This window comes from Photobacterium galatheae, assembly GCF_000695255.1.
Taxonomy (GTDB): Bacteria; Pseudomonadota; Gammaproteobacteria; order Enterobacterales; family Vibrionaceae; genus Photobacterium; species Photobacterium galatheae.
Genome location: NZ_JMIB01000004.1, coordinates 252,661 through 277,011 on the forward strand (window position 1 = coordinate 252,661; position 24,351 = coordinate 277,011).

The 24,351-nt window shown below is 51.0% G+C and carries 24 protein-coding genes and 1 pseudogene; 7 read left to right on the forward strand and 18 right to left on the reverse strand.

Annotated elements, in window-relative coordinates:
• Positions 1–22: 22 nt before the first annotated feature.
• From EA58_RS02875 to EA58_RS02925, 12 genes and pseudogenes are all read right to left on the reverse strand, one after another.
• On the reverse strand, positions 23–1,153 hold the full coding sequence (locus EA58_RS02875; protein WP_036748726.1) for an HlyD family secretion protein: 1,131 nt from the start codon (positions 1,151–1,153) through the stop codon (positions 23–25).
• Positions 1,153–1,551 carry a DUF3302 domain-containing protein gene (locus EA58_RS02880; RefSeq protein WP_036748728.1) on the reverse strand — a complete coding sequence of 133 codons (399 nt, stop codon included), beginning with the start codon at positions 1,549–1,551 and terminating at the stop codon, positions 1,153–1,155. The genes EA58_RS02875 and EA58_RS02880 overlap by 1 nt, the downstream gene beginning before the upstream one ends.
• A 160-nt stretch (positions 1,552–1,711) precedes the next feature.
• Positions 1,712–2,728: a glycine betaine/L-proline ABC transporter substrate-binding protein ProX gene (proX, locus tag EA58_RS02885; RefSeq protein WP_036748730.1), complete on the reverse strand. Its 1,017-nt coding sequence runs from the start codon at positions 2,726–2,728 to the stop codon at positions 1,712–1,714.
• Between the two features lie 10 nt (positions 2,729–2,738).
• Positions 2,739–3,884 carry a glycine betaine/L-proline ABC transporter permease ProW gene (gene proW, locus EA58_RS02890; RefSeq protein WP_081819534.1) on the reverse strand — a complete coding sequence of 382 codons (1,146 nt, stop codon included), beginning with the start codon at positions 3,882–3,884 and terminating at the stop codon, positions 2,739–2,741.
• 1 nt (position 3,885) lies between these two features.
• Positions 3,886–5,076 carry a glycine betaine/L-proline ABC transporter ATP-binding protein ProV gene (gene proV, locus EA58_RS02895; protein WP_036748733.1) on the reverse strand — a complete coding sequence of 397 codons (1,191 nt, stop codon included), beginning with the start codon at positions 5,074–5,076 and terminating at the stop codon, positions 3,886–3,888.
• A 229-nt stretch (positions 5,077–5,305) separates the two neighbouring features.
• Positions 5,306–6,775 carry a sensor histidine kinase gene (locus EA58_RS02900; RefSeq protein ID WP_235199537.1) on the reverse strand — a complete coding sequence of 490 codons (1,470 nt, stop codon included), beginning with the start codon at positions 6,773–6,775 and terminating at the stop codon, positions 5,306–5,308.
• Entirely contained in the window at positions 6,762–7,421 is a 660-nt protein-coding gene (locus EA58_RS02905) for a response regulator (protein WP_036748735.1), read from the reverse strand. The genes EA58_RS02900 and EA58_RS02905 overlap by 14 nt, the downstream gene beginning before the upstream one ends.
• Positions 7,422–7,424: 3 nt before the next feature.
• The gene (locus EA58_RS02910) at positions 7,425–8,072 is read right to left on the reverse strand and encodes a tetratricopeptide repeat protein (RefSeq protein WP_412177932.1); all 648 of its coding nucleotides are present in this window, start codon (positions 8,070–8,072) and stop codon (positions 7,425–7,427) included.
• A complete protein-coding gene (locus EA58_RS02915) occupies positions 8,069–8,896 on the reverse strand; it encodes an SDR family oxidoreductase (protein ID WP_036748738.1) in 828 nt (275 codons plus the stop codon). The genes EA58_RS02910 and EA58_RS02915 overlap by 4 nt, the downstream gene beginning before the upstream one ends.
• Before the next feature lie 31 nt (positions 8,897–8,927).
• Positions 8,928–9,620, reverse strand: a complete 693-nt coding sequence (locus EA58_RS21945) for a TenA family transcriptional regulator (RefSeq protein ID WP_235199542.1) — start codon at positions 9,618–9,620, stop codon at positions 8,928–8,930.
• Positions 9,621–10,247: 627 nt separating this feature from the next.
• Positions 10,248–11,231: pseudogene (locus tag EA58_RS21950) on the reverse strand (AMP-binding protein); the annotation flags it as partial.
• Positions 11,228–11,848 (reverse strand): thermostable hemolysin, encoded by a 621-nt coding sequence (locus EA58_RS02925; protein WP_036748743.1) that lies wholly within the window; start codon positions 11,846–11,848, stop codon positions 11,228–11,230. The gene EA58_RS02925 and the pseudogene EA58_RS21950, both read right to left, overlap by 4 nt.
• A gap of 312 nt (positions 11,849–12,160) precedes the next feature.
• Between EA58_RS02925 and EA58_RS02930 the strand changes: the two genes are divergently transcribed.
• Together EA58_RS02930 and EA58_RS02935 are read left to right on the forward strand one after the other, a co-directional pair.
• Positions 12,161–12,382 carry a hypothetical protein gene (locus tag EA58_RS02930; RefSeq protein ID WP_036748744.1) on the forward strand — a complete coding sequence of 74 codons (222 nt, stop codon included), beginning with the start codon at positions 12,161–12,163 and terminating at the stop codon, positions 12,380–12,382.
• 364 nt (positions 12,383–12,746) lie between these two features.
• Positions 12,747–12,998 carry a GlsB/YeaQ/YmgE family stress response membrane protein gene (locus EA58_RS02935; protein ID WP_036748745.1) on the forward strand — a complete coding sequence of 84 codons (252 nt, stop codon included), beginning with the start codon at positions 12,747–12,749 and terminating at the stop codon, positions 12,996–12,998.
• Between the two features lie 85 nt (positions 12,999–13,083).
• On the opposite strand, the gene rsmS is transcribed toward EA58_RS02935, so the two are convergent.
• Genes rsmS through dinG form a run of 5 tightly spaced genes read right to left on the reverse strand, consistent with a single transcriptional unit; the run spans position 13,084 to position 17,701 of the window.
• Positions 13,084–13,281 (reverse strand): pleiotropic regulatory protein RsmS, encoded by a 198-nt coding sequence (gene rsmS, locus EA58_RS02940; protein WP_036748747.1) that lies wholly within the window; start codon positions 13,279–13,281, stop codon positions 13,084–13,086.
• Positions 13,281–14,246: a histone deacetylase family protein gene (locus EA58_RS02945; RefSeq protein WP_051641864.1), complete on the reverse strand. Its 966-nt coding sequence runs from the start codon at positions 14,244–14,246 to the stop codon at positions 13,281–13,283. The genes rsmS and EA58_RS02945 overlap by 1 nt, the downstream gene beginning before the upstream one ends.
• Before the next feature lie 3 nt (positions 14,247–14,249).
• Positions 14,250–14,804: a primosomal replication protein PriC gene (gene priC, locus EA58_RS02950; protein WP_036748749.1), complete on the reverse strand. Its 555-nt coding sequence runs from the start codon at positions 14,802–14,804 to the stop codon at positions 14,250–14,252.
• Between the two features lie 23 nt (positions 14,805–14,827).
• A complete protein-coding gene (locus tag EA58_RS02955) occupies positions 14,828–15,601 on the reverse strand; it encodes a sulfite exporter TauE/SafE family protein (RefSeq protein WP_036748750.1) in 774 nt (257 codons plus the stop codon).
• Positions 15,602–15,613: 12 nt separating this feature from the next.
• Positions 15,614–17,701, reverse strand: a complete 2,088-nt coding sequence (dinG, locus tag EA58_RS02960; RefSeq protein ID WP_036748752.1) for an ATP-dependent DNA helicase DinG — start codon at positions 17,699–17,701, stop codon at positions 15,614–15,616.
• 551 nt (positions 17,702–18,252) lie between these two features.
• Between dinG and EA58_RS02965 the strand changes: the two genes are divergently transcribed.
• Positions 18,253–19,218: a porin gene (locus EA58_RS02965; RefSeq protein WP_036748753.1), complete on the forward strand. Its 966-nt coding sequence runs from the start codon at positions 18,253–18,255 to the stop codon at positions 19,216–19,218.
• A gap of 276 nt (positions 19,219–19,494) precedes the next feature.
• Positions 19,495–20,124, forward strand: a complete 630-nt coding sequence (locus EA58_RS02970; RefSeq protein WP_036748755.1) for a YccT family protein — start codon at positions 19,495–19,497, stop codon at positions 20,122–20,124.
• A 42-nt stretch (positions 20,125–20,166) separates the two neighbouring features.
• Here EA58_RS02970 and EA58_RS02975 read toward each other — a convergent pair whose 3' ends face one another.
• Positions 20,167–20,514, reverse strand: coding sequence for a hypothetical protein (locus EA58_RS02975; protein WP_036748757.1), 348 nt, complete (start codon positions 20,512–20,514; stop codon positions 20,167–20,169).
• 381 nt (positions 20,515–20,895) lie between these two features.
• Here EA58_RS02975 and EA58_RS02985 point away from each other — a divergent pair, with 381 nt between their 5' ends.
• The 3 genes from EA58_RS02985 to dnaX all read left to right on the forward strand — a co-directional run bounded on the left by EA58_RS02985 (position 20,896) and on the right by dnaX (position 24,346).
• Positions 20,896–21,279: a YbaN family protein gene (locus EA58_RS02985; protein ID WP_036748762.1), complete on the forward strand. Its 384-nt coding sequence runs from the start codon at positions 20,896–20,898 to the stop codon at positions 21,277–21,279.
• A 192-nt stretch (positions 21,280–21,471) separates the two neighbouring features.
• Positions 21,472–22,032: an adenine phosphoribosyltransferase gene (apt, locus tag EA58_RS02990; RefSeq protein ID WP_036748764.1), complete on the forward strand. Its 561-nt coding sequence runs from the start codon at positions 21,472–21,474 to the stop codon at positions 22,030–22,032.
• Positions 22,033–22,222: 190 nt separating this feature from the next.
• A complete protein-coding gene (gene dnaX / locus EA58_RS02995) occupies positions 22,223–24,346 on the forward strand; it encodes a DNA polymerase III subunit gamma/tau (RefSeq protein ID WP_036748765.1) in 2,124 nt (707 codons plus the stop codon).
• Positions 24,347–24,351 lie beyond the last annotated feature (5 nt).

Consider the following 24,351-nt stretch of genomic DNA (forward strand, 5'->3'; position numbering starts at 1 on the left):
GCGGGCATATTTCTTCAACCTTTTAATGATCCAGATACAGGTAGTTTTGCCAGCTTTTCATCCGTATGAGGATTTTACGCATCACTGCCAGATGGTGGGCATGATCGGAATAGACCGCTATTTCCATATTCGCGCCTAAAGGTAGCTTGTACTCGCTGATGTCATCGATCATTTTGAACCTGACCAGTGGTCGCCCCTGACGCATCAGGATATCTGTCCCATATAGGACACCCTGTGCCTGAGCCTGACCTTCACCAATGGCCGGAAGCACCTCAACGACCTCAGCTTTAAATGTTCTTCCCGGAATAGCCCGGAAAATGACATCGGCTTCAAAGCCGGGCTGAAGGCGTAACAGCGAATTCTGACGAAATGCCCCGATAATGAACTCATCATCGGTATTGATAAAGGTCATGACTGGACGCAGTGGGAGCGGAACAGCCATCATGCCCGGCCGGAGCAACACCTGAGTCACAAAACCATGGGTTGGCGCTCGGACGACAGTGGCATCCAAATCGAACCGGGCTTTCACCAACTGAGCTTCAATCTGGGCAATGCTGGTATTCTGCCCATTGATATTCGATTCGTAGACCAGTTTGGCGCGTCGTTCTTCAGCCTCAGCGGCATCGAGCGAGGCTTCAGCGCTTCGGTAAAACTGCTCGCGGTTATCGACATCGGCTTTCGTGAAAGCACCACGTTTATAACCGGTCGCATAGCGTCGGTATTGCTGATAGGTGCGATCTCGTTCTGCCTGAGCTTTCACTCGGGTTGACATCGCGGCTTTGTAAGCGGCTTCAAGTCCCAGCACATTCTGCTTCGTTTCTTCCAGCTGTGCTTCCAGCCGGCTCACTTCAGCCTGAAAAGGCGTCGGGTCAATTTTAAACAGCACATCGCCTTGTTTTAACGGTGAATTTGGTGTGACCGGCACCTCAATCACTTTCCCCCGGACATTCGGCATGATGGGGGTTGAAACATAGTATTCACCGCCCAGGCTGGTGTGTGGATGGTTGTAGTTCATGAACAGCACCAGCGCACCCACCAGAAAAATACCGCCAAGCACGGCTGTCGGGACGGTCCATTTATTCAGCGGGATGCGAAAGACTTTAAAGATAAAAATACAGATGGCAGCGTAAGAGAGAACCAGCAGGGTTTCCATTATTGATTGCCCTCGTCATTGTTTTTGTTTTGACTCGCAGGGTTCATTGGCTGCTGGGGGGGAGCGTGTTGTTTGAGTGCGGTCAGTTCGGTTTGCAGCAGTTGAATCTGTGTTTCCATTTTGGTGATTTGTGATTGCAGCAGCACCTGTTCATTTTGAATTTGCTGAAATCCCCAGCCTCGATCTTTTCTCCACAAGGTGGCCCATATCCATAAAAAGGGCCACAGGGCATGTAATGTGAATAAACTCACCCACCCGGCGTAGTGGATGGCATCCTGATGGGGATGTTCCCGTTCTTTGGCAATCTCATAGGGAATGTCGTGAATTGCGATGATGCCATAAAACATCACCAAGGCGACAAAGATCAGCAGTCCTAATGCAAAATAATCTAAAAACATAGAGTTACCTTAAAGTCTGAACTGTGCTCCCAAGAGTATAGCGAAAAAATAAACTTGGCAGTTGTAAGGTTTTTGACTTTAAGATTCAGTTCAGATGCGACAGGCCAGCCAATGGCTGACCTGTTCGATTGCATTTCAGATACATTGCGTCATCCAGTGTTTAGGATGCATCGTCAGCGGCTTGTTTCGCTTGTGTTATCCACTGATTAAACAGTTTCTGATGAGACTTAATCCAGCCGTTGGCATGATTTTCGATGTCCTGCTGGGAATTCTGGCCCTGACTCATCCGCATATTTTGGGCACTGACATCATTAATATCCAGCTTCATGATTTCAAACAGTTTTGCGGCGGCCGGGTTGTCTTGCGCAAATTTTTTGTTCGCCACGATCCGCATGCTGTTCATTTCAAAACCATAGTTTTTGCCGTTCGGCAGGGTCGTGTCCACATCTTTCCGCTCACCCGGTAGGGCTGAGAATGGTACTTCCAGCCAGACCACATCACGTCCCGGAACCAGGACACCACTCACCCAGTAGGGCGTCCAGGTGTAGTAAAGAATCGGCGAACCGCTCCGGTAACGGGAAATGGTATCGGCGATAATGGCAGCATAGTTCCCCTGATTGTGGGTGACTGTGTCACGCAGGCCGTAGACATCCAACTGATGTTCAATCACACCTTCACAGCCCCAGCCCGGGTTACAGCCGGTTAAATCGGCTTTGCCGTTTCCGTTCGCATCAAAGAGTTTGGCCAGTTTCGGATCTTTCAGCTGACTGATATTGGTGATGCCATATTTTTCTGCCGTCTTTTTGTCGATCAGATAACCCTGAGCAGCACCGGTAATATAATCGCCATGGCGGTAAAATTTCGTATCACCGCCGGATTTGACGTATTTATCTTTGTGCAGTGGTGACCAGTTCACTGCCAGAAAGGTGGCGTCCCCATTCGCAATCGAGGTATAGCCAACGTTATAGTCGACCTCTTTGGTGGGCAGCACATTGTATCCCAGTGCTTCTAAAGCTTTATTGACGATCAGGGTCTGAAAGGTTTCTTCCGCCACGGTGCTTTGCACGGGCTGGACGGTCACGCCCTGACCGGGCTGCTCCGCTGCGGTTGCGGTCCATGTCGTGGTACTGGCAAGCAGTGCCGCTGAGAGTGAGAGTGACTTCCACGTTGTTGTCATTGTTGTCTCCTTAAGATTGTGAATGGGTCGTCAGTTGTGGGGTTTCGTCTTTTTTGAACCGACGATAAACAAAACCAATCGGGCCGTGTTCATACCAGTGACGATAGGCTTTGCCACGCTCTGAAGCCCCCATGGCCTGAGTTAAACGGTCCAGCAGGATTGCCAGAATAACGATCCCCAGACCACCAATGGCGGCCAGCCCCATGTCCAGACGACCGATCCCCCGCAGGACCATCTGGCCCAGACCACCGACGGCGATCATCGAAGCAATCACCACCATGGACAGGGCGAGCATCAGTGTCTGGTTGACGCCAGCCATAATGGTTGGCATGGCCAGTGGCAACTGAACTTTATAGAGCATCTGCTTCGGATTCGCGCCAAAGGAATGTGCAGCCTCAATGAGTTCTTCCGGAACCTGCCGGATCCCCAGAATTGTCAGCCGGATGATCGGGGGCAAGGCAAAGATGATGGTCACCACAACACCGGGGACGTTCCCGATCCCAAAGAGCATGACAATCGGCACCAGATACACAAAGGCTGGCGTTGTCTGCATGGCATCCAGCACAGGCCGGATAACTTTGGCAGCTTTTTCGCTGCGTGCCAGCCAGATCCCGGTGGGCAGCCCAATCAGCAGGCAGAAAAAGACGGACGTCAGAACCAGGGCCAAAGTGACCATCGCCTGATCCCAGGCACCGATTGCGCCAATCAGAAGCAGCGAGATCAACGATGCGACCCCCATGCGCGGCCCTGCGATCTGCCAGGCCAGAATCATGATCAGGAAAATCATCAGGAGTGCAGGTGTTGATTGCAGTGAGGTTTGAAAGGCCGTAAGAATGTAATCAATAGGCACACTGATGGCCTGAAAGGCAGGGCGGAAGTTAGCGACCAGCCAGTTGATCCCCTCTTCAACCCAGTGGTCAAATGGAATCAACGCATCCTGAAACGGGTGCATCCAGTCGATACTCGTGTCAGCCGGGGTTGATGCGGCTTCATTCAGCCAGTCGGAACCCGAATTTGGCGTCGAACCGGCAGCATTGCCCCACGGATCAGTATTGGCGGTGTCTGCTGCTCCGGACCAGGGATCCTGTACCGGTGGCTGTTCCGGCACCGTTTCTGTGCCTGGTGCCGATGATGTGGTTTGTGTTTCCTGGCTCATGTCAGGCCTCCCGGTCTAGTGTCTGAAGCAGGCGTGCTTTGGTGATAATGCCATGGTAGTTCTGCTGCTCATCGACCACGGGTACCCCATAAGGCAGGCTGGCAACATGACCGATCAGCTCACCGACCGGCGTGTTGGGTAAGAAGGTCACCGTGTCACTGAGCAGTGCCTGTGTCAGCGGGTGGTTGGCTTTGGTGGCACTTTGTAAAGATTCAATAGAGACAATCCCGATGTACAGGTTGCGGCGGTCAACAACGATGCCAAATTCGCGATCCTGATCGTTGAGCAGTTGCAGTGCGGCGCGCGGGCCGTCAGTTTCTCCTTTTTTGATCACGGTCACCTGCTGTTTGCGGGCAATATCTTTGGCGGTGTATACGTTGGTGACATCGACGCCTTTGAAGAAAGAGCGAACATAGTCATTGGCCGGGTGGTGGAGGATTTCATCCGGCGTCCCGATTTGAACGACCTCACCGTTTTGCATGATGGCAATGCGATCCCCGATGCGCATGGCTTCATCCAAATCGTGGGAAATGAACACGACGGTGCGTTTATCGTCACTTTGCAGCCGGATCAGCTCGTCCTGCATTTCGGTTCGGATCAGTGGGTCCAGCGCGGAAAATGCTTCATCCATCAAAAGGATGTCCGGGTCATTGGCCAGTGCTCTGGCCAAACCAACCCGTTGCTTCATCCCGCCAGACAACTCGTCCGGATAAGAAGCGGCATAGGCATCGAGACCGACACGTGCCAGTGCTTTCAGCGCTGTATCATAGCGGGTGTCTTTATCGACACCGGCCAGTTCCAGTCCAAAGGCGGTATTGTCAATCACGGTCATATGTGGCATCAGTGCAAACGACTGAAAGACCATGCTGATGTTGTTTCTTCTGACGGTGCGTAACTCATCTTCAGAAATTTTGGCAATGTCTTTGCCATCCAGCAACACTTGCCCACGGGTAGGTTCTATCAGGCGGTTGAGCAGCCGGACCAGCGTCGACTTCCCTGAACCGGAGAGGCCCATGATGACGAAAATTTCGCCTTCCTGAATCGTCAGGGTGGCATCTTTGACACCCACGGTCAGACCGGTTTCTTCAAAGATGGCGTCTTTATTGAATCCCTTTTCCAGCAGTGGGAACGCCCTTTCCGGAGCGCTGCCAAACACCTTGTAAAGGTTTTTTACTTCAAGTTTGACAGTCATAAATAATGTGAGTCCTTCAAAATGAATCTTCCTCTGCAAAGAAATAATTACAGATAAACATTTGTACTCTAAACAATTATGGCAGGTCTTTCAAAGTGATAAGGGATTTATTTGACTGTTTGTCAGAACCGAATGCTTTATTATGAGTCGATTTCCTTCTATTTGTTTTATAAATAGACGATTTTTAGCTGTCTTGAGATACGTTAGATACGGAAGGAAAGTTAGATAACTATTGTTTGTGTGCGTATGATGATGTGCTTGTGTGGTGAACGGGGAGTGTAACCAGAAAACAGTTCCTGGGATCAGCTTGAAGACGTTCAAGCACAATATCGCCACCATGAAGCGCTGCAATATCGCGGATAATCGACATCCCCAGTCCGGCCCCATCGCCTCGTTCGGTATTGGCCCGGAAAAATTTTTCGAAAATCCGCTCCCGAATCGCATCCGGAATGGGCTGACCTGTATCACAAACCCGGATTGCCACCCAATCATCCGATGACAGGCTGACAGAGATATTGATGTCGGCGTTGCTTCCGGCATAGCGGATGGCGTTGTCAATTAAGTTACTGAATAAACAGGCCATCAGAATACCGTTTGCGTCCATGATGAGTGAATCAGGGCCATCCAGAGACAGGTTCTGATCTTGCTTTAATGCCAGTGGCACCAGAGAACCAATCACGTCGCGCAGGCAGGCCATCAGGTCGGTTTCACTGAATGAGAATGTATTGACACCTTCCACCCGGGCGAGCATCAGCAATTGCTGAATCAGACGGTCGGTCCGCTCAATGCCTTTGAGAATATGGGTTAAGTCGTTTTGCAGATCTTGCGGGTTATCACTGGCCAGCGCGTTTTCAGCATTTAACCGGAGCACTGCTAAGGGTGTTTTCAGTTCATGGGCAGCGGTGTGGGTAAAACGTTTTTCTCTGATCCAGGCTTTATCCAGTTCAGACAGCAGATAATTCAACTGATCAATCAAGGGTTTGAGTTCAATTGTTGGCTGAGAAACCTGAATTGCATGCAGTTTATTGATTGTGCGTCGTGACAGGGCCTGTTGCAGTTCGCCGACCGGCTGCATGATGTAGTTGACCAGCAGAATAATGGCCAGTGCCAGGCAAGGGATGAGTAATAACTGTGGAACGCCGGTTGAGAAAGCGATCTCATCAATGAGTTCATCCCGAATGGCTTCCTTCTCTGCCACGATCAGAAAAGCGGCTTCCTGATTCTGTTCAGTCAAAGGCAGGCGGATCTGGAAACTACGCCAGCGCTGATCATCAAACGAGAGCGGGTGATAGCCAATTTTATCCGGGGCGGAAAGCGGAGTCGGCGGTGCAGCGGGGGAGCGAAGCATCACCTTGCCGTCAGCACTGAGTAGCTGAAACATCAGTTTTTGTTCATAGGGATGCCCGTAAGGGGTTGGATCATCATCATCGCGTCCAGCGTGATTCGTGATCCCCTGATACCATTGCTCATAAAACTGTTCGAGCTGATTGGGCGGCATTTTTAGAAGCTGGGGGGCACTGAGGGCGAGCAATTTTGCTGACTGGCCCAGCCGTGCATCAAAGATCTCGTCAATCTCATGCTTGGATTCAGCAAAGATCAGGCTCCAGGAAATGGCGATCAGTACAGTTGCGGCTGTCACTGTCATGGTGATCAGCCGTTTTTTTAGCGACAGCATGGGGCGGATTTCAGCGATTCTCAATGATGTACCCTACGCCTCGGATATTTTTAATCAGTGAGCTGCCGAGCTTTTTCCGCAGGTTATGAATATGGACTTCAATGGCATTGTCACTGGCACTGTCATCCCAGCCATGCAGTGCCTGTTGAAGTCTGTCTTTACTCATGACCCGTCCAGCCTGTGCCACTAATGTGCTGAGAATTTTAAATTCATTGCGAGTGAGTTTCACGGGTTTTCCCTGAAAACTGACTGCGTTATTGTCCAGAGACAAAGTCAGCTCGCCCAGTTGAATTTCTGTTTCTGTGCTGCCGGACAGCCGACGGATCATCACCCGCAGCCGGGCCAGTAATTCTTCAAGCGCAAAAGGCTTGACCAGATAATCATCGGCGCCGCCATCGAGCCCTTTGACGCGGTCGTCAATGCCATCCCGGGCGGTGAGGATCATGACCGGCACCTGATGGCCCGCACGGCGGATATGGCGTAGCACCTGAAGGCCATCAATATCGGGCAGTGTCAGATCGAGAATGACGGCCAGGAAATCTTCGGTTTTCAGTGCCAGCTCAACCCCCTGACCACGCTGGAGCCAGTCGACGGTATAGCCACGACGGCTGAGTGAGGCCACCATGGACTCACCCAGCATGACATCATCTTCGATCAATAAGATGCGCATTGACTATTGCAGCTCCTTCAGTTTCTGCTGGATTTCACGCTGACGACCGGCATCGGCCAGTTTTCGTCCCGGCCGTGGTTTGGCATGGCTGGCGCGTTTGAGGTAGACCATTGCGTCGTCACGTCGGCCATCCTGTGCCAGAAAATCCCCGTAAAAGTAATTTGGATCGATGCCATCCGGGTTGATCGCCAGTGCTTTCTTCAGCATTTCTTCGGCTTTGTCATCGTCACCGAAGCCAATTGGCCACCCTGGCACTTGGTAGTATAACGTCCCCAAACTGGTATAGGCAGATCCATCCAGGGTTTTTGGATCGGTTTTGATCACGTCTTCAAGCAATGATTTTGCTTCTTTCACCAGTGGCAATGCGCCCAAGCCGCCTTTGGCACCGGCCAGACTGCTTTTATTAATCGCCAGCCAGACTTTCAGATCGGCCCGACCCGGAGATTGTTGCAAGGCTGTGTTTGTCTGGGCGATGACATTGTTCAGGCAATGTACTTTGTTGTCTTTGTTGAAGGTGTCGTACTGACATTTTGCCCACGCTTGCTGAATCTCGTTTAACGCATCGGCATGGGCAACACTGCTGAGTGACGCACCGGCCACACAAGCCATGACCAGCAGGGGTTGAACGATATTAAAAGATGGCTTTTTCATAGAACCTCCGGAGATGAATGCACTTCAGCTTTGGTAAGAAACTGGCGAATGGTGGCACTTTGTTTGCGGATTGCACCGGCAACCGCAGAGGGCAGGATCTGGTTGACCCGGACCCAGAGTTTTTCCGGCCAGCCCAGCCAGCGAACCGGGGTTTCCTGTTGCAGGCTGAGTAAGAGCTGTTCGGCAACCCATTTGGGAGGGTCGACCTGATTGCCCAGATGCTGGTTCAGTTCATTGACAGTGGTGGAGTTCAGCGCGGTGTCTGTGGCGCGGGGGGCCAGATACAACACGCGGATGCCTGTTCCATCCAGTTCACGGTCTAGCGCTTCACTAAAACGATGGAGTCCGGCTTTTCCGGCACAGTAGGTGGTATAGCCGGGGTAGCCGATGGCTGAAAAAGTTGAGCCAACGTTCAGGATCAGACCCGGGCGGGCCAGCCATTGGATCGCCTGTTGGCTCAGAAGAATCGGCACCGTCAGATTCAGATGGATTTCTTCGCTGATACTGGCGGCATCCCGCTGATTCAGCCGGGAAAACTGGTTACTCCCCGCGTTATTGATCAGGCCGTGTATGACTAATCCTTCGGTTTTCCATTGCTGGCAGCGGTCATGAACCGACTGGATGCCAGCGTCTGTATTCAGATCCGCAACCAGCGTTTTGTGTGCGGTTTCACGGGGCAGAGCCAGCTGTAATGCTTTGAGCTTACTCAGATTTCGGCCCACCAGAATCAGATTTGCCCCAGCATGTGCCAGCACGCTGGCGATCTCTGAGCCAATCCCCCCGCAGGCACCGGTGAGGACCAGATACTTCTCGTTGATATCCATCATGTATTCCTTATTCAATCCGTACTCTTTGTCAGTGTGCTTTTGGGGATGATTGTTCTGGCAGTGGCAGTGTTGCCAGCATCTGGCCATAAAGGTTATAGACCATGTTGGCACTCTCAATAATGGCCTGTTGATCAACAGGATCTGTGATTTGATTCATCAGTTGCTCAAAGGTTTTGATGTGTTCCTGATCCAACTCACTGTGTGATTTCAGGTAAGTCATGGCCTGATCCGGCAGATTCAGAATCTGCTGCACCTGTTGCGCTATCTGGCCACCAATGCTGACGCTGGTGCCTTCAAGCACCCAGACCATCCCGAAAAAACCGATTGGATTACGACGGTCAATCTGGTGGTAGAGGTAAGCCACCATCAGTTCAATGGGGGCACAGACCCGACCCTGATCGCGATTTTCCCGGACGGCGTCTGCATCAGCGCCACAGGCTTTAATGTCATTGAGGATCCAGACCTGATGGCCCATCTCTTCTTCGATGTAATGCCCGATGGCCTGACGCAGCCATTCGTAACGCTCGTCCAGTTTACCGCCACAGGCCATCAGGAGCGGAATGGTGTGTTTGACGTGGTGGTAAGCCTGAGTCAGGAAAGCGGTGTAGCCTGCCAGATCAATCCCCCCCTGCTGGCAGGCAGCAAAAATTGGGGCATCAGCCATCCGATTGCGAGCCGTTTCTGTTGCGGTAACCAGAGTTTGAAAAAATTCTGAATACATGCTGTCTCCTCGTGAAATTTGGGTGTTCTCTTGACGGTGAATTGGCGTGAGCGTAAGGCCGTCAGAGGTATGCGCGGCAATGAAAACTTCAGGTGTTGCGGGATGAGACGTTTTGTCATTCGCTTCAGGCCGCGCTTGGGTGAGTGCCGGGATGATGTACTGCTGAATGACATCTCGCTTGGGGCGACCGTTGGCAGTCATGAGTCCCGGAAACGCTGATAAGGGTTTTTCCAGCACAATCAGATTGCCAATGCGGGCATAATCCGGGAGTTGCTGATTCAGTGAATGGAGTGCCGCAGGCAGGCATTCCGGCGACGTGCTGAACAGCACACCCGTGAGCTGTATCTGGGCATCGCCAACCACGACCATTCCCATGAGCGCTGGGATGGCCTGAGCTTCGGATTCAATCCACTCAGGAGAAACATTGCGGCCGAAGGCCGTAATCAGCAGATTTTTACGTCGGCCGGTGATATGCAGGAAGCCGTCGTTGTCCAGATGACCCAGATCGCCGGTGTCAATTTCCTGATCGGGGTTTAGAGCGAGGCCCTGGTTGGAAGCCGGCTGCCCGAGGTAGCCCAGCATGGCGTTGCCACGAACCCGGACAACGCCAGATTCAGAGATGCTGAGCTGGCAATGGGGAAGCGGCTTGCCACAACTTCCCGGTTTATCATCACCGGGGAGATTGAGACTGACCACGGAGCCGCACTCTGACAATCCATAGCCTTCATAAGCTGGGATGCCCAATGCTCTGGCCTGTGTAAGCAGTGCCGGAGAGACCCGAGCGCCGCCAACCGCAACATATTGCAGCGGATTGACGACTTCAGGCTGCTGGATGGCGACCTGACAAAGCGCCATCAGCAGTGCCGGGGTCAGCACCAGACTTTCAGGCCGGTGGCAGGCCAGGGCTTGCGCAAATTGTGCCGGATCAAACTGACTGGAACCGGACAGACCGACCTGTTCACCGGGTAAGATGACTGTGGTTGCGCCCATCAGAATGGGCAGGTAAAGACCGGTGATATTTTCCAGCAGTGTCACCAGAGGTAACAGCACCAGATGTTTTTTGGGGTGGACACAGGTTGACAGACGATCGGCCAGAACCCGGCTGGTGGTGTTCAGGTGTTCCTGACTCAGGCATACCCCTCTGGGCTGTCCGGTTGAACCCGAGGTAAAGGTGATTTTCGACGTCTGTGGTGGAACAGTGCGGCGCTGTGTGACCTTCGGACAGGCATAAACGGGCAGGCCAGCAATGGTTGTACCGGCTGTATCTTCGTACGCTGGCCAGTGTCCCCAAAGCGTATCCACACTGGCTTCTGAGCAGATATGCTGAACCTGTTGCTCGGAGAAAAAAGCGGGAACCGGAATCAGGACTTTGTTGGCTGCCATCGCCGCCAAATCTGCAATGGCCCATGGGATGCCATTGTCAGCTTTCAGCGCAATATGGTTTGCCTCGAGCTGGTTTAACTGACTTGCAGCCTGAATCACTTCTTTCGCAAGCTGACTGTAACTGAGCGTGATCGGCGCGCCTGTTTGGGGGTTGAATCCGTGCATTGCCTCTGTTTCAGGTCTCAGTTCGGCGAAACGGAACAGATGTTCAATGAGATGATTTTTCATGCCTGACCTCCGAAAGCCTGTCGGACGGGGAAACGGCGCTGGTTCAGAACCGCTAAACCTGAAGACAGGCTCCCGCCGGAAATTCGGGGTTGCTGCTGATAATAAGTCCCCCAGATCGTATCCGCATTGGGTATCCGTTCTGCGGAAGCTTCGGCCAGCACGGCAGGGTTCAGTCCCAATCGTCTCATCATGGCCTGAAGTGGGCCGGTTGCGGTGAAAACACACCAGTGATAGCCACTCTGGACCAGATGTTCGGCAATCAGGGTGAAGTGCAGGGAAGACATACCTTTCGAAAAGGCTGCCAGTTGTCCGAATTCAATCAGTTCTGAACGATCAACCGTCTGACCAAACCGCTCAGACATCAGTTGCTCCGCGGGTTGATCCAGATATTGTTCCAGAAATAATTGACCGGTATCAGCGGCTTGATAGCCGCAGACCGATAACAGTTGTTCGTGCTCATCTATCAATGCCAGAAAAGCTGGCATGAAAGAATGGATACGGGCCTGAAACGCGGAGGCATAGCGGGAAGCGATATAACGTTCTGTTTTTTCACGAAAAGGATGATCTCTATCAATATGCACCAAGGTTAACTTATTAGAATGGTTGTGATTGCCCATCGCATATTCCCTCTGAAGGTGTGTATCACCACTTTAGAATGGGAAACTTAAGAAAGTCTTAAGGCAGAAAAATAGGTGTGAAATTCGCATAAGCATAAAGTTGTTATGCGTTTGATGTATCTATTTTTGTGATGTTTTCTTGATCTGGTATTTGTGAGGCAGGTTCAAGTACTCCGCTGGTAGGGCCACTTTATTGAGGTCTATGTCAATTTTTGACATGGATTTTACGTTTAACATAAATGTCACACCGTGATTTTTTATTGTCATATTTTGTTGCGATGATGGCGGCCGGGGAAAGGAGTACAAGACCGCATGAACATGAAAATTCGTCCAAACCATCTTGAGCCCATGGGATTCGAAGAGTTTTCCCGGTTGATCGATTTGATTCCGGCATCCCGTAGCCCGATGAAAGTGGAGCCGCTGCTGGGGGCTTTCACGACGCGAGCGACTGTTGGTCGTGAAGGCCGAGTGATTGATTTGTCTTCTGAGACTCAGATTCGGACAAACAGATTACGTCTTGTAAATGGTTACTAAGTCCGGTGAGCCAGTCATCATGGTAACCAAGCAGTATTGCTGACCAAACTGTATTGGTGACGGAAACTGCTTTTGCTTTGAACCGTCTGAGTCTGTGTTTAAGAAACGTACCGGCACTTTTCGGCTGGTTCGGTGATTTTCTGCTTCATTGTCCCTATTGAGTTCCTATGTCTCTGTACCCGTTTCCGGGTTCTGCGCCTGAGGCTGCCAGTTCGGCCGTTATCCCTCCAATCTTCATCTGCCTCAATCCACAGTGATGTTTCTGGTGGTGAATCTTGTTGTCGCATTATTTTCGATACATCTGGTTGCGTAGAGTCAGCTAAGCTTCTTTTGATACAGGTCATGACCTTATGAGGAGCGAAACATGGGCATTATTTCCTGGATTATTCTTGGCCTCATCGCTGGGGCGCTTGCGAAATGGCTGATGCCGGGTAAAGACGGGGGCGGTTTAATCGTCACGATGGCGCTGGGGATCGTCGGGGCGTTTGTCGGGGGCTGGGTTGGCAGTTTAATTGGCTTCGGGCCGGTCACCGGGGTGAATATCGGTAGTATCATCACGGCAACCGTTGGGGCATTTATCGTTTTGTTTATCTACAACAAGTTTATTCGTTCTTAGCGCACCCGGTTGTGATCTCATCTGAGAAGCGAAGCCGCTCATTCAGAGCGGCTTGAGGTGCGATTGATCAGTACTTTTGTATTGGCTACTTGTGTTGATTGAGCTTTGCCAGCAGGTCATTTTTGACGATCTCAAGGGCAGACAGCGCTATTTCGGGTTCAATCTCATGGGTTTCAAGCAGATAAATCAGATCCACAGCCAGTTGAACCTCTTTCGGCGCGTCGGCAAGAGAAGGTTGTTCTGACGAGGGGGGGTTTGACGGTTTTTCTTGTTTTTTTGTCATCATATCTCCTGAACATCGGACATTGTGCCGGGTTGAGTCGGTTGACGGTGAGGTTGATGAACCGCCAGCGCGGCTAAAAAGAGCTGCGCATGGATATCAACCAGCTGTTGATGGTCATCACGATAGCCGCCACCGACAACAGCAGCCAGTGGGATAGCGGCATCGTGACACTGCTGAATCACCCGCTGATCCCGCCGAAAAATGCCTTCCGTCGTGACCTGAAAGTAGCCCAGCGCATCATCCTGATGAATATCAACACCGGCATCGTATATCACCAGATCAGGTTGATGCTGGGCCAGAGCTAGCGTCAGAACGGCTCCGAAAGCAGACAAATAGTCTTCCGTGCCTGTATCACGAGGCAGGGCCAGATCAATGTCTGAATCGGGTTTCCGGGCTGGAAAGTTTTTATCACAGTGAACAGAAAATGTAATGATGTTGCTGTCATCGGCCAGTAACGTCGCCGTGCCGTCGCCCTGATGAACATCACAGTCTACAATCATGACTTTATCGATACCGGGTAGCGTCAGCGCATGCCGTGCTGCAAAAGCCAAATCATTGACCAGACAGAAACCACTGCCAAAGTCGTGGTGGGCATGGTGATACCCTCCGCTCAGATGCAGGCTGATGCCATATTGGTGAGCCAGATCAACGGTCAGTCGGGTGCCGGCGGTTGAGGTCAGTGTTCGTTCAATCAGCTGCGGGCTCCAGGGAAAGCCAATACGACGCATCTTTGCTGCGGGCAATGTATTGTGAATCAGATGGTCGATATAGTCGGCCTGGTGCAGGGTTTTCAGTTCCGCAGCGGTGGCCGGTTCCGGCTGGAAGAAACGGACATCGGCCCAGTGCTGAATGCGCATCTCCTGAGTGAGATGCAAGTATAGCCGGTGATACTTGGTGATGGGGTATCGGTGTTTCGGCGGCAGGACCAGCTCTGAGTAGACGGGATGGTAGACCAGTGGCAGCATGGTTTATCCTTGACGTTCCCGGCGGACGATCGCCTGTTCGATGCCTGCCATCGCCTGCTGGCAGCGGGCAAGACGGCCTTCCAGCGCGATGAGCTGTTGTTGCAATGGCTGGCGCTGATTCACTTGCGTCGCCTGCTCCAGTTCAAAGGTTTTATCTTTGACCATAGCGGCTAAACGTCTTTCCCAGTCCTGATGCTGCGCCAGCTCATCATAAAGCTGATGCAGGCTTTTTCGCTGCTTCACCACGTATTTGGGTTCTGCTTCACGAATCTGTTTGGTGGCCATTTCTCGCTGGATGGCCTGGATTTGCGTCAGGATTTTTTCGCAGACATAACTGGCTCTGGCAATTTGCAGGTTGCCTGCCGTTTGTTCTTTCTGTAAGGCGGAAATTTCCTGCTGGATTTCGCGGATGCAGGGCAGCAACAAACGCGCCCGACAGTGAAACAGCTGATGATCGAAAAGTGGTTTATCACTTTCTCCCCGCTGATGATCCAGTGCCGTGGCCTGAGGGATCAGTTGTTCAACCAAGGTCGAAAGACGGCTGAGATCGGTCGCCACGATATTCTCCTTATCGTTCGATGTTACTGCCAGGCCTGCCATGCCAGCCGGGCCGCCAGAATGACGACAACGGTGACAAAGACCGGACGAATAAACTGGCTGCCGAAACGGATTGCAGAGTGCGCGCCGATATAGGCGCCCAGCATCAGGCAGACCCCCATGGTTAAACCTAAAGCCACATTGATATGGCCAAGTATGGCAAAAGTCACCAGTGAGGTCAGGTTACTGGTGAAGTTCATGGCTTTTGCCAGCCCTGAAGCCAGCAGAATGTCCAGACGATACAACGCCATGTTGGAAACCGTCCAGAAAGCGCCGGTGCCCGGCCCGGCAAGGCCATCGTAAAATCCCAGACTGGTTCCCTGAATCCATTGCTTGCGTTTAAAGCGTGGGCAAGGGGTGGGGAGTTTATGGCTGTCCCCTTTGGGATGAGGATGCCAGATGGTATAGACCGCCGTTGCCAGAATGATCAGTGGCAGGACTTTTTCCAGCCAGTCAGTACTGATGATGTCCACAACCAGTGTGCCGGCAATCGCGCCAATCAGGGTTGCCAGGAAAGATGTTTTCCAGAAAGACGGGGAAAAGAGCTGCTTTCGGTAATATGTCAGCGCAGCCGTAGAAGACGCGAAGGTTGCGGCCAGCTTGTTGGTTCCCAAAGCAATATGTGGCGGCAGCCCTAATGACAGCAGTGCCGGGACGGTCAGCATGCCGCCACCGCCGGCAACAGCGTCGATAAAACCAGCGGCTAGCGCAACCAGACCGAGGACGAGCATCATGCTCGGATCAATCATTTCAATCATGAATTATCGTTTTCATTTGATGGCGTGTTCAATGACGCGTTTCAATGGGGGCAATGAATCGAGCAGTGCTTTGCCGTAACGTCGGGTAATGACCCGACGGTCGAGCAGGACAACTCTACCAAAGTCCTGTTCTTTTCGCAGCAGTCTCCCGACCGATTGAATCAGCTTTTTGCTGGCTTCCGGGACTGCAATCTGTAAAAAGGGGTTACCGCCGCGACTTTCAATGTATTCGGCATGGGCCTCTTCAACAGGGGACGTGGGGACTGCAAACGGAATCTTTGTAATGATCAAATTCCTCAGCAAGTGGCCCGGTAAATCGAGACCTTCAGAAAAACTGCCGGTGCCAAATAACACGCTGACTTTACCTTGTTCACAGTGACTTTTGTGCTTTTCCAGCAGTGATGTTCGGGATTCTTCGCCCTGAACCAGCAACGCCCAGCCATTTTTTTCACATTGTGGCCGGATGGCTTCCGCGACTTTGTTCATTTGCCAGTAGGAGGCAAACAGCACCAGACTGGCCGTTTCCCCCTCCAGATATTCAGGGAGGGTTTTGATCAGTAAATCTGTGAACTGTTCAGCCTGTGGTTCATATTGCATGTGTGGGATCACTAAGCGGCCATTATTCTCATAGTCAAATGGCGAGGCCAGTGCCAGAAAGCGTGCGCCTTCATTTTCCTGGATGCCGGCCTGACGGCAGAAATAGCTGAACTGGTTGAGTGCCCGCAGTGTGGCAGAAACCAGAATTGCGCCGGCAGCACGGCTCCAGAGCAGTTGATCGAGCCGGTATCCGATCTCCAGAGGGGAAACCTGCACAATATAATCCCCTTCCTGCTCAGGGCTTTTTTCAAGCCAACGGGCCAAAGGCGCGCCTTTTTCTTTGTCTGGCTGGGCCATCAGGGTCCAGACTTTTTCCAGATTCTCCAGACGTTGCAGGTAGAAACCTGACTCGGTCAGTGCCGGCTCTGCGGCCCGGGCCGGTACATCGTCATCTTTGAGTCGTTCGGTGATCATCTCGTGGATTTTTGCCAGCGACTGCCGTGCTTTTTTGCTGGCATCCCGGCAGCCCTGGGCTTCTTCTGCCAGCCATGCGGGGAGTTCGCCATGAGGGAAACGGTAGCTGCCATCTTTACTGAAAACGGCTGGATCGACCTGGCCGGATAACTGTCTCAGGGTGGGTACAAGATGCTGGATCGACTCCTGAAGTGTGGTCTGAAAGCGTCCGGACTTTTGTCGGTCGGCCAGTTCAGCCAGTTTACTGACCGTCTGATTGAGTTTCTCAAGCCAGTTGCTGGCCCCTTTCAGGCTGGCTGCGGCGGCAGAAAAGTCTCGGGCGACCTGAGGTAAATGATGGGCTTCGTCAATGGCATAGATGGTCTGCTCTGGCTCCGGCAGAATGATCCCGCCCCCCAGTTCCAGATCGGCCATCAAAATAGCATGGTTGGCGATCACAACGTCGGCTTTATCCAAGTGTTCCCGCGCCTTAGCAAAAGGGCAGTGGCGATGTTTTGCCATGCCTGAGTGACAGCTGTGTTTGTCGGAGACGATCTGCTGCCAGACACGATCCGGGATGGCAGTTGGCCAGCTATCCCGGTCGCCGTCCCATTTATTCTGCTGCCAGGCGGTCAGCATGCGTTTCAGCAAACTGAGATCTGATTTTTTGGGTTTCTCCTGCCAAAGTGCTACCTGGCCGTCATCTTGCTGACCTGAACAACAGGCTTCCAGTTTGTGGCTACAGCAATAACGCTGTCGACCCTTTGCCAGAATAAAACTAAATTCTTTCGGGAAAATTTGCGCAAACAGCGGTAAGTCCTTCTGAACTAACTGCTCCTGAAGCGCGACGGTCGCTGTCGCAATGAGTACTTTCTTATTATTAAAAAGCGCGAAAGGGACGCACCCTAGTAAATAGGATAAAGATTTCCCGATGCCTGTCCCGGCTTCAGCAACCAGCATTCTGTTTTTGGCGTGGTATTCACCCGCCAGTGTTTTGGCAATTTCTGCCACCAGATAATTTTGTGCACGACGGGGAATGAAATGCTCCAACTGTGCACTGAGGTTGGCATAGCTCTGTTTAATATCAGTTTTTATCTGGTTGTGTAACATTGCTGAAACTTAATATTGGCAGGGGCGGGCAGTATAACATGAAGCGCTGTCAGAGGGATGCCCGGTTGTTTGCCGGGAAGTTTTGATATGAAATGAGATTTCCCTCACGAAATAAGATTGAACCCCAGTTTAACCAGGGGTGAGTTAACATTGAATTGATTGATTTGGCTACATATTTAATTTTTTATGGTGTTTAATTCTTTAAATTGCGCTTATTTGTTGATTTTTTGGGTTTAAAATACTGTTTTTTATTGTTATTAAGAAAGGTGAAAGTAGCGGGTCTGATGTTGTCTATTGTTAAAAATTTGCCATAAATTCAATTTAACCCATTGATTTAAAAGCTTGTATAAGAAATTTGTTGTTACAATGTGAGAATTTGACATCACGATTCATTCTCTGTCAGGATGAGTTCCGCAAGTTACGCCATCTTGGCATGGTCTGTTTTGCTCTGAGTTACTGAGCTTTGTGTGACCTGCCAGGAAGGGAAATAAGAAAAGCAATAGGGATTCTGGAAATAGGAATTCCATCCATAAGAAAAGGCAGTGGATATCATGAAAAAAACGCTTATTGCACTATCTGTACTCGTGGCTGCAGGCTCTGCAAACGCTTCTGTTAACCTGCTGGACCAAGACGGTGTGATCGTCGACCTGTCAGGTTCTGCTGAAGTTCAACTGTACCAAGAGCTTGTAAAGAAATCTGAAGATAAAGATCCAACTATCCGTCTGGATGATGGTGACATCACACTGAACACCACTATTCCTGTTGGTAATAACCTGAATGCAGTTGCTGGTCTGAGTCTTGATCTGTCAAACACTGATTTAGAAGGCAACACTAATGATTTCTTCGTTGATGAGCTGTATGCTGGTTTCCAAGGTGAATTCGGTACGCTGACTTTTGGTCGCCAGTACCTGATTTCTGATGACGCAGGTATCGGTAAAGACTACGAAATGGGTCTGGGCCAGCTGGATCTGGGTAAAACTCAGGGTAGCGAAGTTGCCAAATATGTTTACGACAACGGTCAGTTCTACTTCGGTACTTCTTACGACGTAAATCAGGACAATAATGGCGGTATCTGGGATGCGCGTCTGGGTGCACGTTTTGCTGGTCTGGACGTTCGTGGTTATTACTACACTTCTGAAGATGTTAAAAATAAAGACTTGAACCCTGCAGGTCTGGGTAACGAAGTTGATGGTTACAACATCGAAGCTGAGTACGTCTTTGGCGCATTTGCATTCGCCGGTTCTTACGGTAACGTTGATGTCACTGATGGTCTAACCAAAGCTAGTGGCGATGTTGATCTGATTGAAGTTGCTGGTTCTTACACCATGGGTAAAAACACTTTTGCTCTGGGTTATGTACGAGCTGACTCAGACGGTGATACTACTGACGACGTTTACGCAAACGTGACTCACCAGCTGCACAGCAACGTAAAAGTTTATGCTGAGCTGGGTTGGGCTGACGGTGACAACACTGATTACGACCTGGGTTATGTCGCTGGTATGGAAGTACTGTTCTAAGAACGGTTCTGATTACACAGATACTGCAAAAGCCGCCGTTTAGGCGGCTTTTTTGTATTGTGTGTCTTGTCCTGAAACTTGTCCTGAAATAAGTTGTCGTGTAGGAGGCGTATCTCTGGGCAATTTATTTCAGAACAACTCTTCTCAGGACAGCTTTTCTCAGAACAACTTTTCTCAGAAAAAATACACTCATGCGAGTGAGCAGAATGAACCGGTTTTTTCCAGGAAAGATGAGCATTGGTTCCTGCGAGGTTCACAACGATAAGAAGATTAACGATGAAAAAATTAGCGTTACTGGCAGCTTTGCTGGTTGCCAACGTGCAGGCGGCAACGCTCTCGGTGGGAGACGGCATTGAACTCCTGGTGGTCGATGGGAAGGAAGTGAATGAATCGCTTTGGTCCCGCACAACGGAAATTGAGTTACCGGCGGGACAACATCAGATAGTGCTGCGCTATGACCGGGAGTTGAAAAACGGTAGCCGGAACAGCATTTATACGACCCGGCCTTATCTGTTTGAACTGATGATGCCAGAACAGGATGTGCGTATTGAATTGCCTGCGCTGGTTGCATACAGTCAGGCTCAGGCTTATTTCCAGCGTGGCCCGGAATGGACCATCGTGCTGGCAGATGGCAGCCAACGAACTTTACCTTTTGTTGAAATGAAAGGGGATGGCGTTGCAGCATTCAGTGACATGGAAAAGCTGGTGGGGGAATATAACCGTCAGCATGGCATTACTTTTGAGCAAGGTTATGCGGTCGATCTGCAGCAGGCTGTTGTCGAAGTGAAGCAGGATGGTCAGGTCGAAATTTCCGGTGATGCTTTAGCACAGCTCAAACTGTGGTATAGCAAAGCAAAACCAGAAGAAAAAGCCGCCTTTAAAGCCTGGATGGCGAAACAGCCTTAAAAGCGAATTGTAGGGTACACTGAGCCATCGCCAGAGTGAGATTCAGCGCTGGTGATGGTATTTATTATGAGACTGGCACTGCTGGCAGCGCGGCTGAGCAGGGTCTTTATCGAGAATATTTATGCCAATCGGCTCTTCACAGTCAGCGCAAATCCCGTAGAGATCTAACCGCATTGCACAGAGGGCAGCATCAATGGCTTCGAGGCGATTGGCTTTTTGGCGCAACGAAGGATTGATACTTTGTGCCGCTAAAGTCAAAAGCTCATTTGCCGTTTTTTCTGCTGTTGTCACAAGACATGCCGCGTCTAACTCAGCATAGAGTTCTGCTGAAAGGGCTTCATATTCTTGTTCAAGCCGGACTGTTTGTTGTTTCAGATACTCACTATTCATAGTGGCACTCCATTGTAGACTGGATCACAGTCTATGCCGAATTTCTGTCCTGATACTGATATAAGTCAAACCAGATGCAAAATAACCCTTCTTTTTGTCGGTTTTTGTAATCTATCGAATGCTTTATAGTGCTGTGCGGTTTTTATGTGGCTGAATTGCTGCTTTTTATTACATTTCAGTGTCTTAAGACGAGAAGAAAGGAAGATAGAATGGATCATCATTTTAAAGAACCCTATAATCTGAAGTACTTCTTTGGTTTTTTGGTGGCGATGCTGTTGCCGACGCTCCCAGCAAGCCTGACCTGGTTAGGGATTCTGAGCCACTAATCTGTCTGCTATGGCAGGCTGAGCCGGCTCAGGCTAAATGTAAAAGAGAGGGAATGTGAAACAACTGTTCTGGCGAACGCTATTGCTGGTTTCAGGCTGGTGTTTCGTGATTTTAGGTGTGTTGGGCATTTTCCTTCCTCTTTTACCCACCACAGTATTTTTGCTGCTCGCCAGTGCCTGCTTCATGCGAGGCTCACCTCAGCTACACAAATGGCTGCACAGCCACCCCCATTTCGGACCCGTGTTAGAAAACTGGCATCAGCACCGGGCTATCAGCACGAAGGTCAAGCGACGGGCGAATCTGATGATAGTTCTCAGTTTTACCCTTTCCGTCTTTATTGTGCCTGTGAATTGGGTCAAAGTCTTACTTATTGTTATTGCAGTGGTTTTACTGATCTGGTTTAACCGTCTTCCGGTTCGGGAGCCGGATAGCCTGTGAGTGCAGTGGCTGATGGCTCAAGCGGTTCGCCATGGGTTTCTTTGCATCAGCAAGGACAGGACGATAGTTGCCCATCACAGCAAAAATCACTACTATTTGCGCTTAATTCGCTCGTCATACCGATTTGATTGGGTATGCGCGACCAAATTTCTAAATAACCTGCTGTGTGCAGTACAGCAGATGGAAGAGACTATGAGCCAAGTAAAGACTGTTCAAGACGACTTCAGCCTGATTAAAAACAGTATCAAGACGATTCCGGATTATCCAAAACCAGGTATTCTGTTTCGGGATGTGACCAGCTTAATGGAAGACCCGGAAGCCTATCAGGCGACCCTGCAGATCTTTCATCAGCAATTCTGTGATAAAGGCATTACTAAGGTCGTTGGCACAGAGGCTCGTGGTTTCCTGTTTGGTGCGCCATTAGCACTGATGCTGGGTGTCGGTTTTATTCCTGTGCGTAAGCCGGGTAAATTGCCTCGTAGCGTTATCAGTGAAAGTTATGAACTGGAATATGGCCAGGATACGTTGGAAATTCATACCGATGCTATCGTTGAAGGGGATAAGGTACTGCTTGTCGATGATCTGCTGGCAACCGGCGGGACAATTGATGCGACCACCAAGCTGGTTCGCCGTCTGGGCGGGATTGTGGAAGACGCTGCGTTCGTAATTAACCTGCCTGACATTGGCGGGCAGCAGCGGTTGCGTGGTCTGGGACTGAATGTCTTCAGCATTTGTGATTTCGACGGGCATTAATCTGTCGGAATCACTCATATCAGCTGGAGGAGGTTATCTTTGTGGTCAAAACGTTAGCATGAAAGACGTGAAAGCATAAACTCCTCCGGACTTCTCTCGCGCCATAAATTTCCCTGTGCTAGCATGTCCGACTGGATTCAGTAGGCTGACAATCGCCACTGAATGATCGTGTTCTGTAGGATTTATCACCATGAGTTATCAGGTTCTGGCACGCAAATGGCGGCCACATCGATTTGAAGATGTGGTGGGCCAATCCCATGTCCTGACGGCGCTGACCAATGCGCTGACACATAACCGACTTCATCATGCCTATCTGTTCAGTGGAACCCGGGGCGTCGGTAAAACGACGATTGCCCGACTATTTGCCAAAGGACTGAACTGCGAACAGGGGATTACGGCTTCTCCTTGCGGACAATGTCATACCTGTCAGGAAATTGATCAGGGGCGTTTTGTCGATTTGCTGGAAATCGATGCGGCTTCGAGAACTAAAGTTGAAGATACTCGTGAGTTGCTGGATAACGTTCAGTATCAACCTGCACGCGGACGGTTTAAGGTTTACCTGATTGACGAAGTGCACATGCTGTCTCGTCATAGTTTTAACGCCTTACTGAAAACGCTTGAAGAGCCGCCAGAGCATGTGAAGTTTATTCTGGCAACCACAGACCCTCAGAAATTACCGGTGACGATTCTGTCACGTTGTCTGCAGTTTCATTTGAAACATCTGGATAATGTCCAGATTCAGCAGCAACTTGATCATGTTCTGACCGCAGAAGGGATCAGCTTTGAAGCCAAAGCGCTCAGCCTGTTGGCCAGAGCTGCCGAAGGCAGTATGCGTGATGCGCTGAGCCTGACCGATCAGGCCATTGCACTGGGCAATGGTCAGGTTCAGTCTGATACCGTGGCAGGGATGCTAGGCACCCTCAACACGGAACAGGCACTCTATCTGCTGGAGGCGATGGCGCAAGGTCAGGCAGAACCCGCGATGGCGTGCCTCGCGGAACTGGCTGCGGTAGGCGTCGCGTGGGATAGTCTGCTCAGTGAAATGGCAGCCCAGTTGCACCGCGTTGCCATGTATCAGGTTTTGCCGGCTTCACTGGATGCGTCTTTACCGGATGCGGAGCGTATTGTTCAACTGAGCCAGCTGATGCCGCCCCAGGATGTCCAGCTCCATTATCAGATTGCGCTTCAGGGCCGGCAGGATTTACCGCTGGCGCCTGATGGTCGTACCGGGCTGGAAATGGTGATGTTGCGGATGCTGGCTTTTCGGCCGGTGGCGGCCGGGACATTGATGCCGCAGCCAATTGCTGTGCCTGCTGCTGCCCCCGAGTCCAGCCCTTCGGCGCCGCAGGTAAGGCAACCGGCACAACCTGTTCCGCAAGCCGTACCGGTACAAACTGCACCGCCACAGATGCACTCAGCAACTGAACCTCAGTCGATGCAGCATCAAGCTGCCACACCGACGTCAGGCGTCTCGGTATTAGGAGCAGCAGTATCAACCGAAGCGCCACAGCCGGAACCTGCATCAGAATCTGCACCAGAACCTATGCCTGAACCTGCGCCAACACCGCAGCCATCATCACCGGCTTCCGGATTGCTGGCCGCCAGAAATAAGCTTCGCAGTAAAGCAAAGCGTGGGCAGGAGTCTACTGAGCCAAAAAAGGCTGAACCGGCGTCCGTTAAAAAACCTGCGACTAGCGTGCTGGATCGGATTTCGAACCAGCATGCCAGTCGTCGCTCACAGCAGACTGGACAACAGACGGCGCCGGTGAACGCAATGCAACCTTCACAACCGAAGCCTGTTGAAGAATATCAGTGGCAGCCGGTCAGTCAGCCTGAAGTGGATCATCAGCCTGAAGTTGTGGTTGCCCCGACCGCGCTGAAGCAAGCGCTGGAGCACGAAAAAACGCCTGAAATGGCGAAACAGCTTGTCAGTGAAGCGGCAAATCAGGATAGTTGGTCCGACATGGTGACGAAGCTGAATGTCGACCGTCTTGTTCAGCAATTAGCATTGAATTCTGCAATGGTGCTGGAAGAGCAACAGCTTACCCTGCAATTGCGCCCCTCTCAGCAACATCTGGATACACCGAAAGCCAGAGCGCAACTTTCCGCGGCACTGGCTGAAATGCTGGGACAAGAGATAGAATTACAGATAGAACTCAGTGATAAAGGGCGGACGCCGCTGGAATGGCGGGAGTTCCTTTATCAACAGAAATTGGATCAGGCTAAAGTGAGTCTGCAGCAGGATCCGAACGTTTCCTTCATTTGTCAGCGATTCAGTGCTGTACTGGATGAAGAAAGCGTAAGACCCGTCTAATAAAT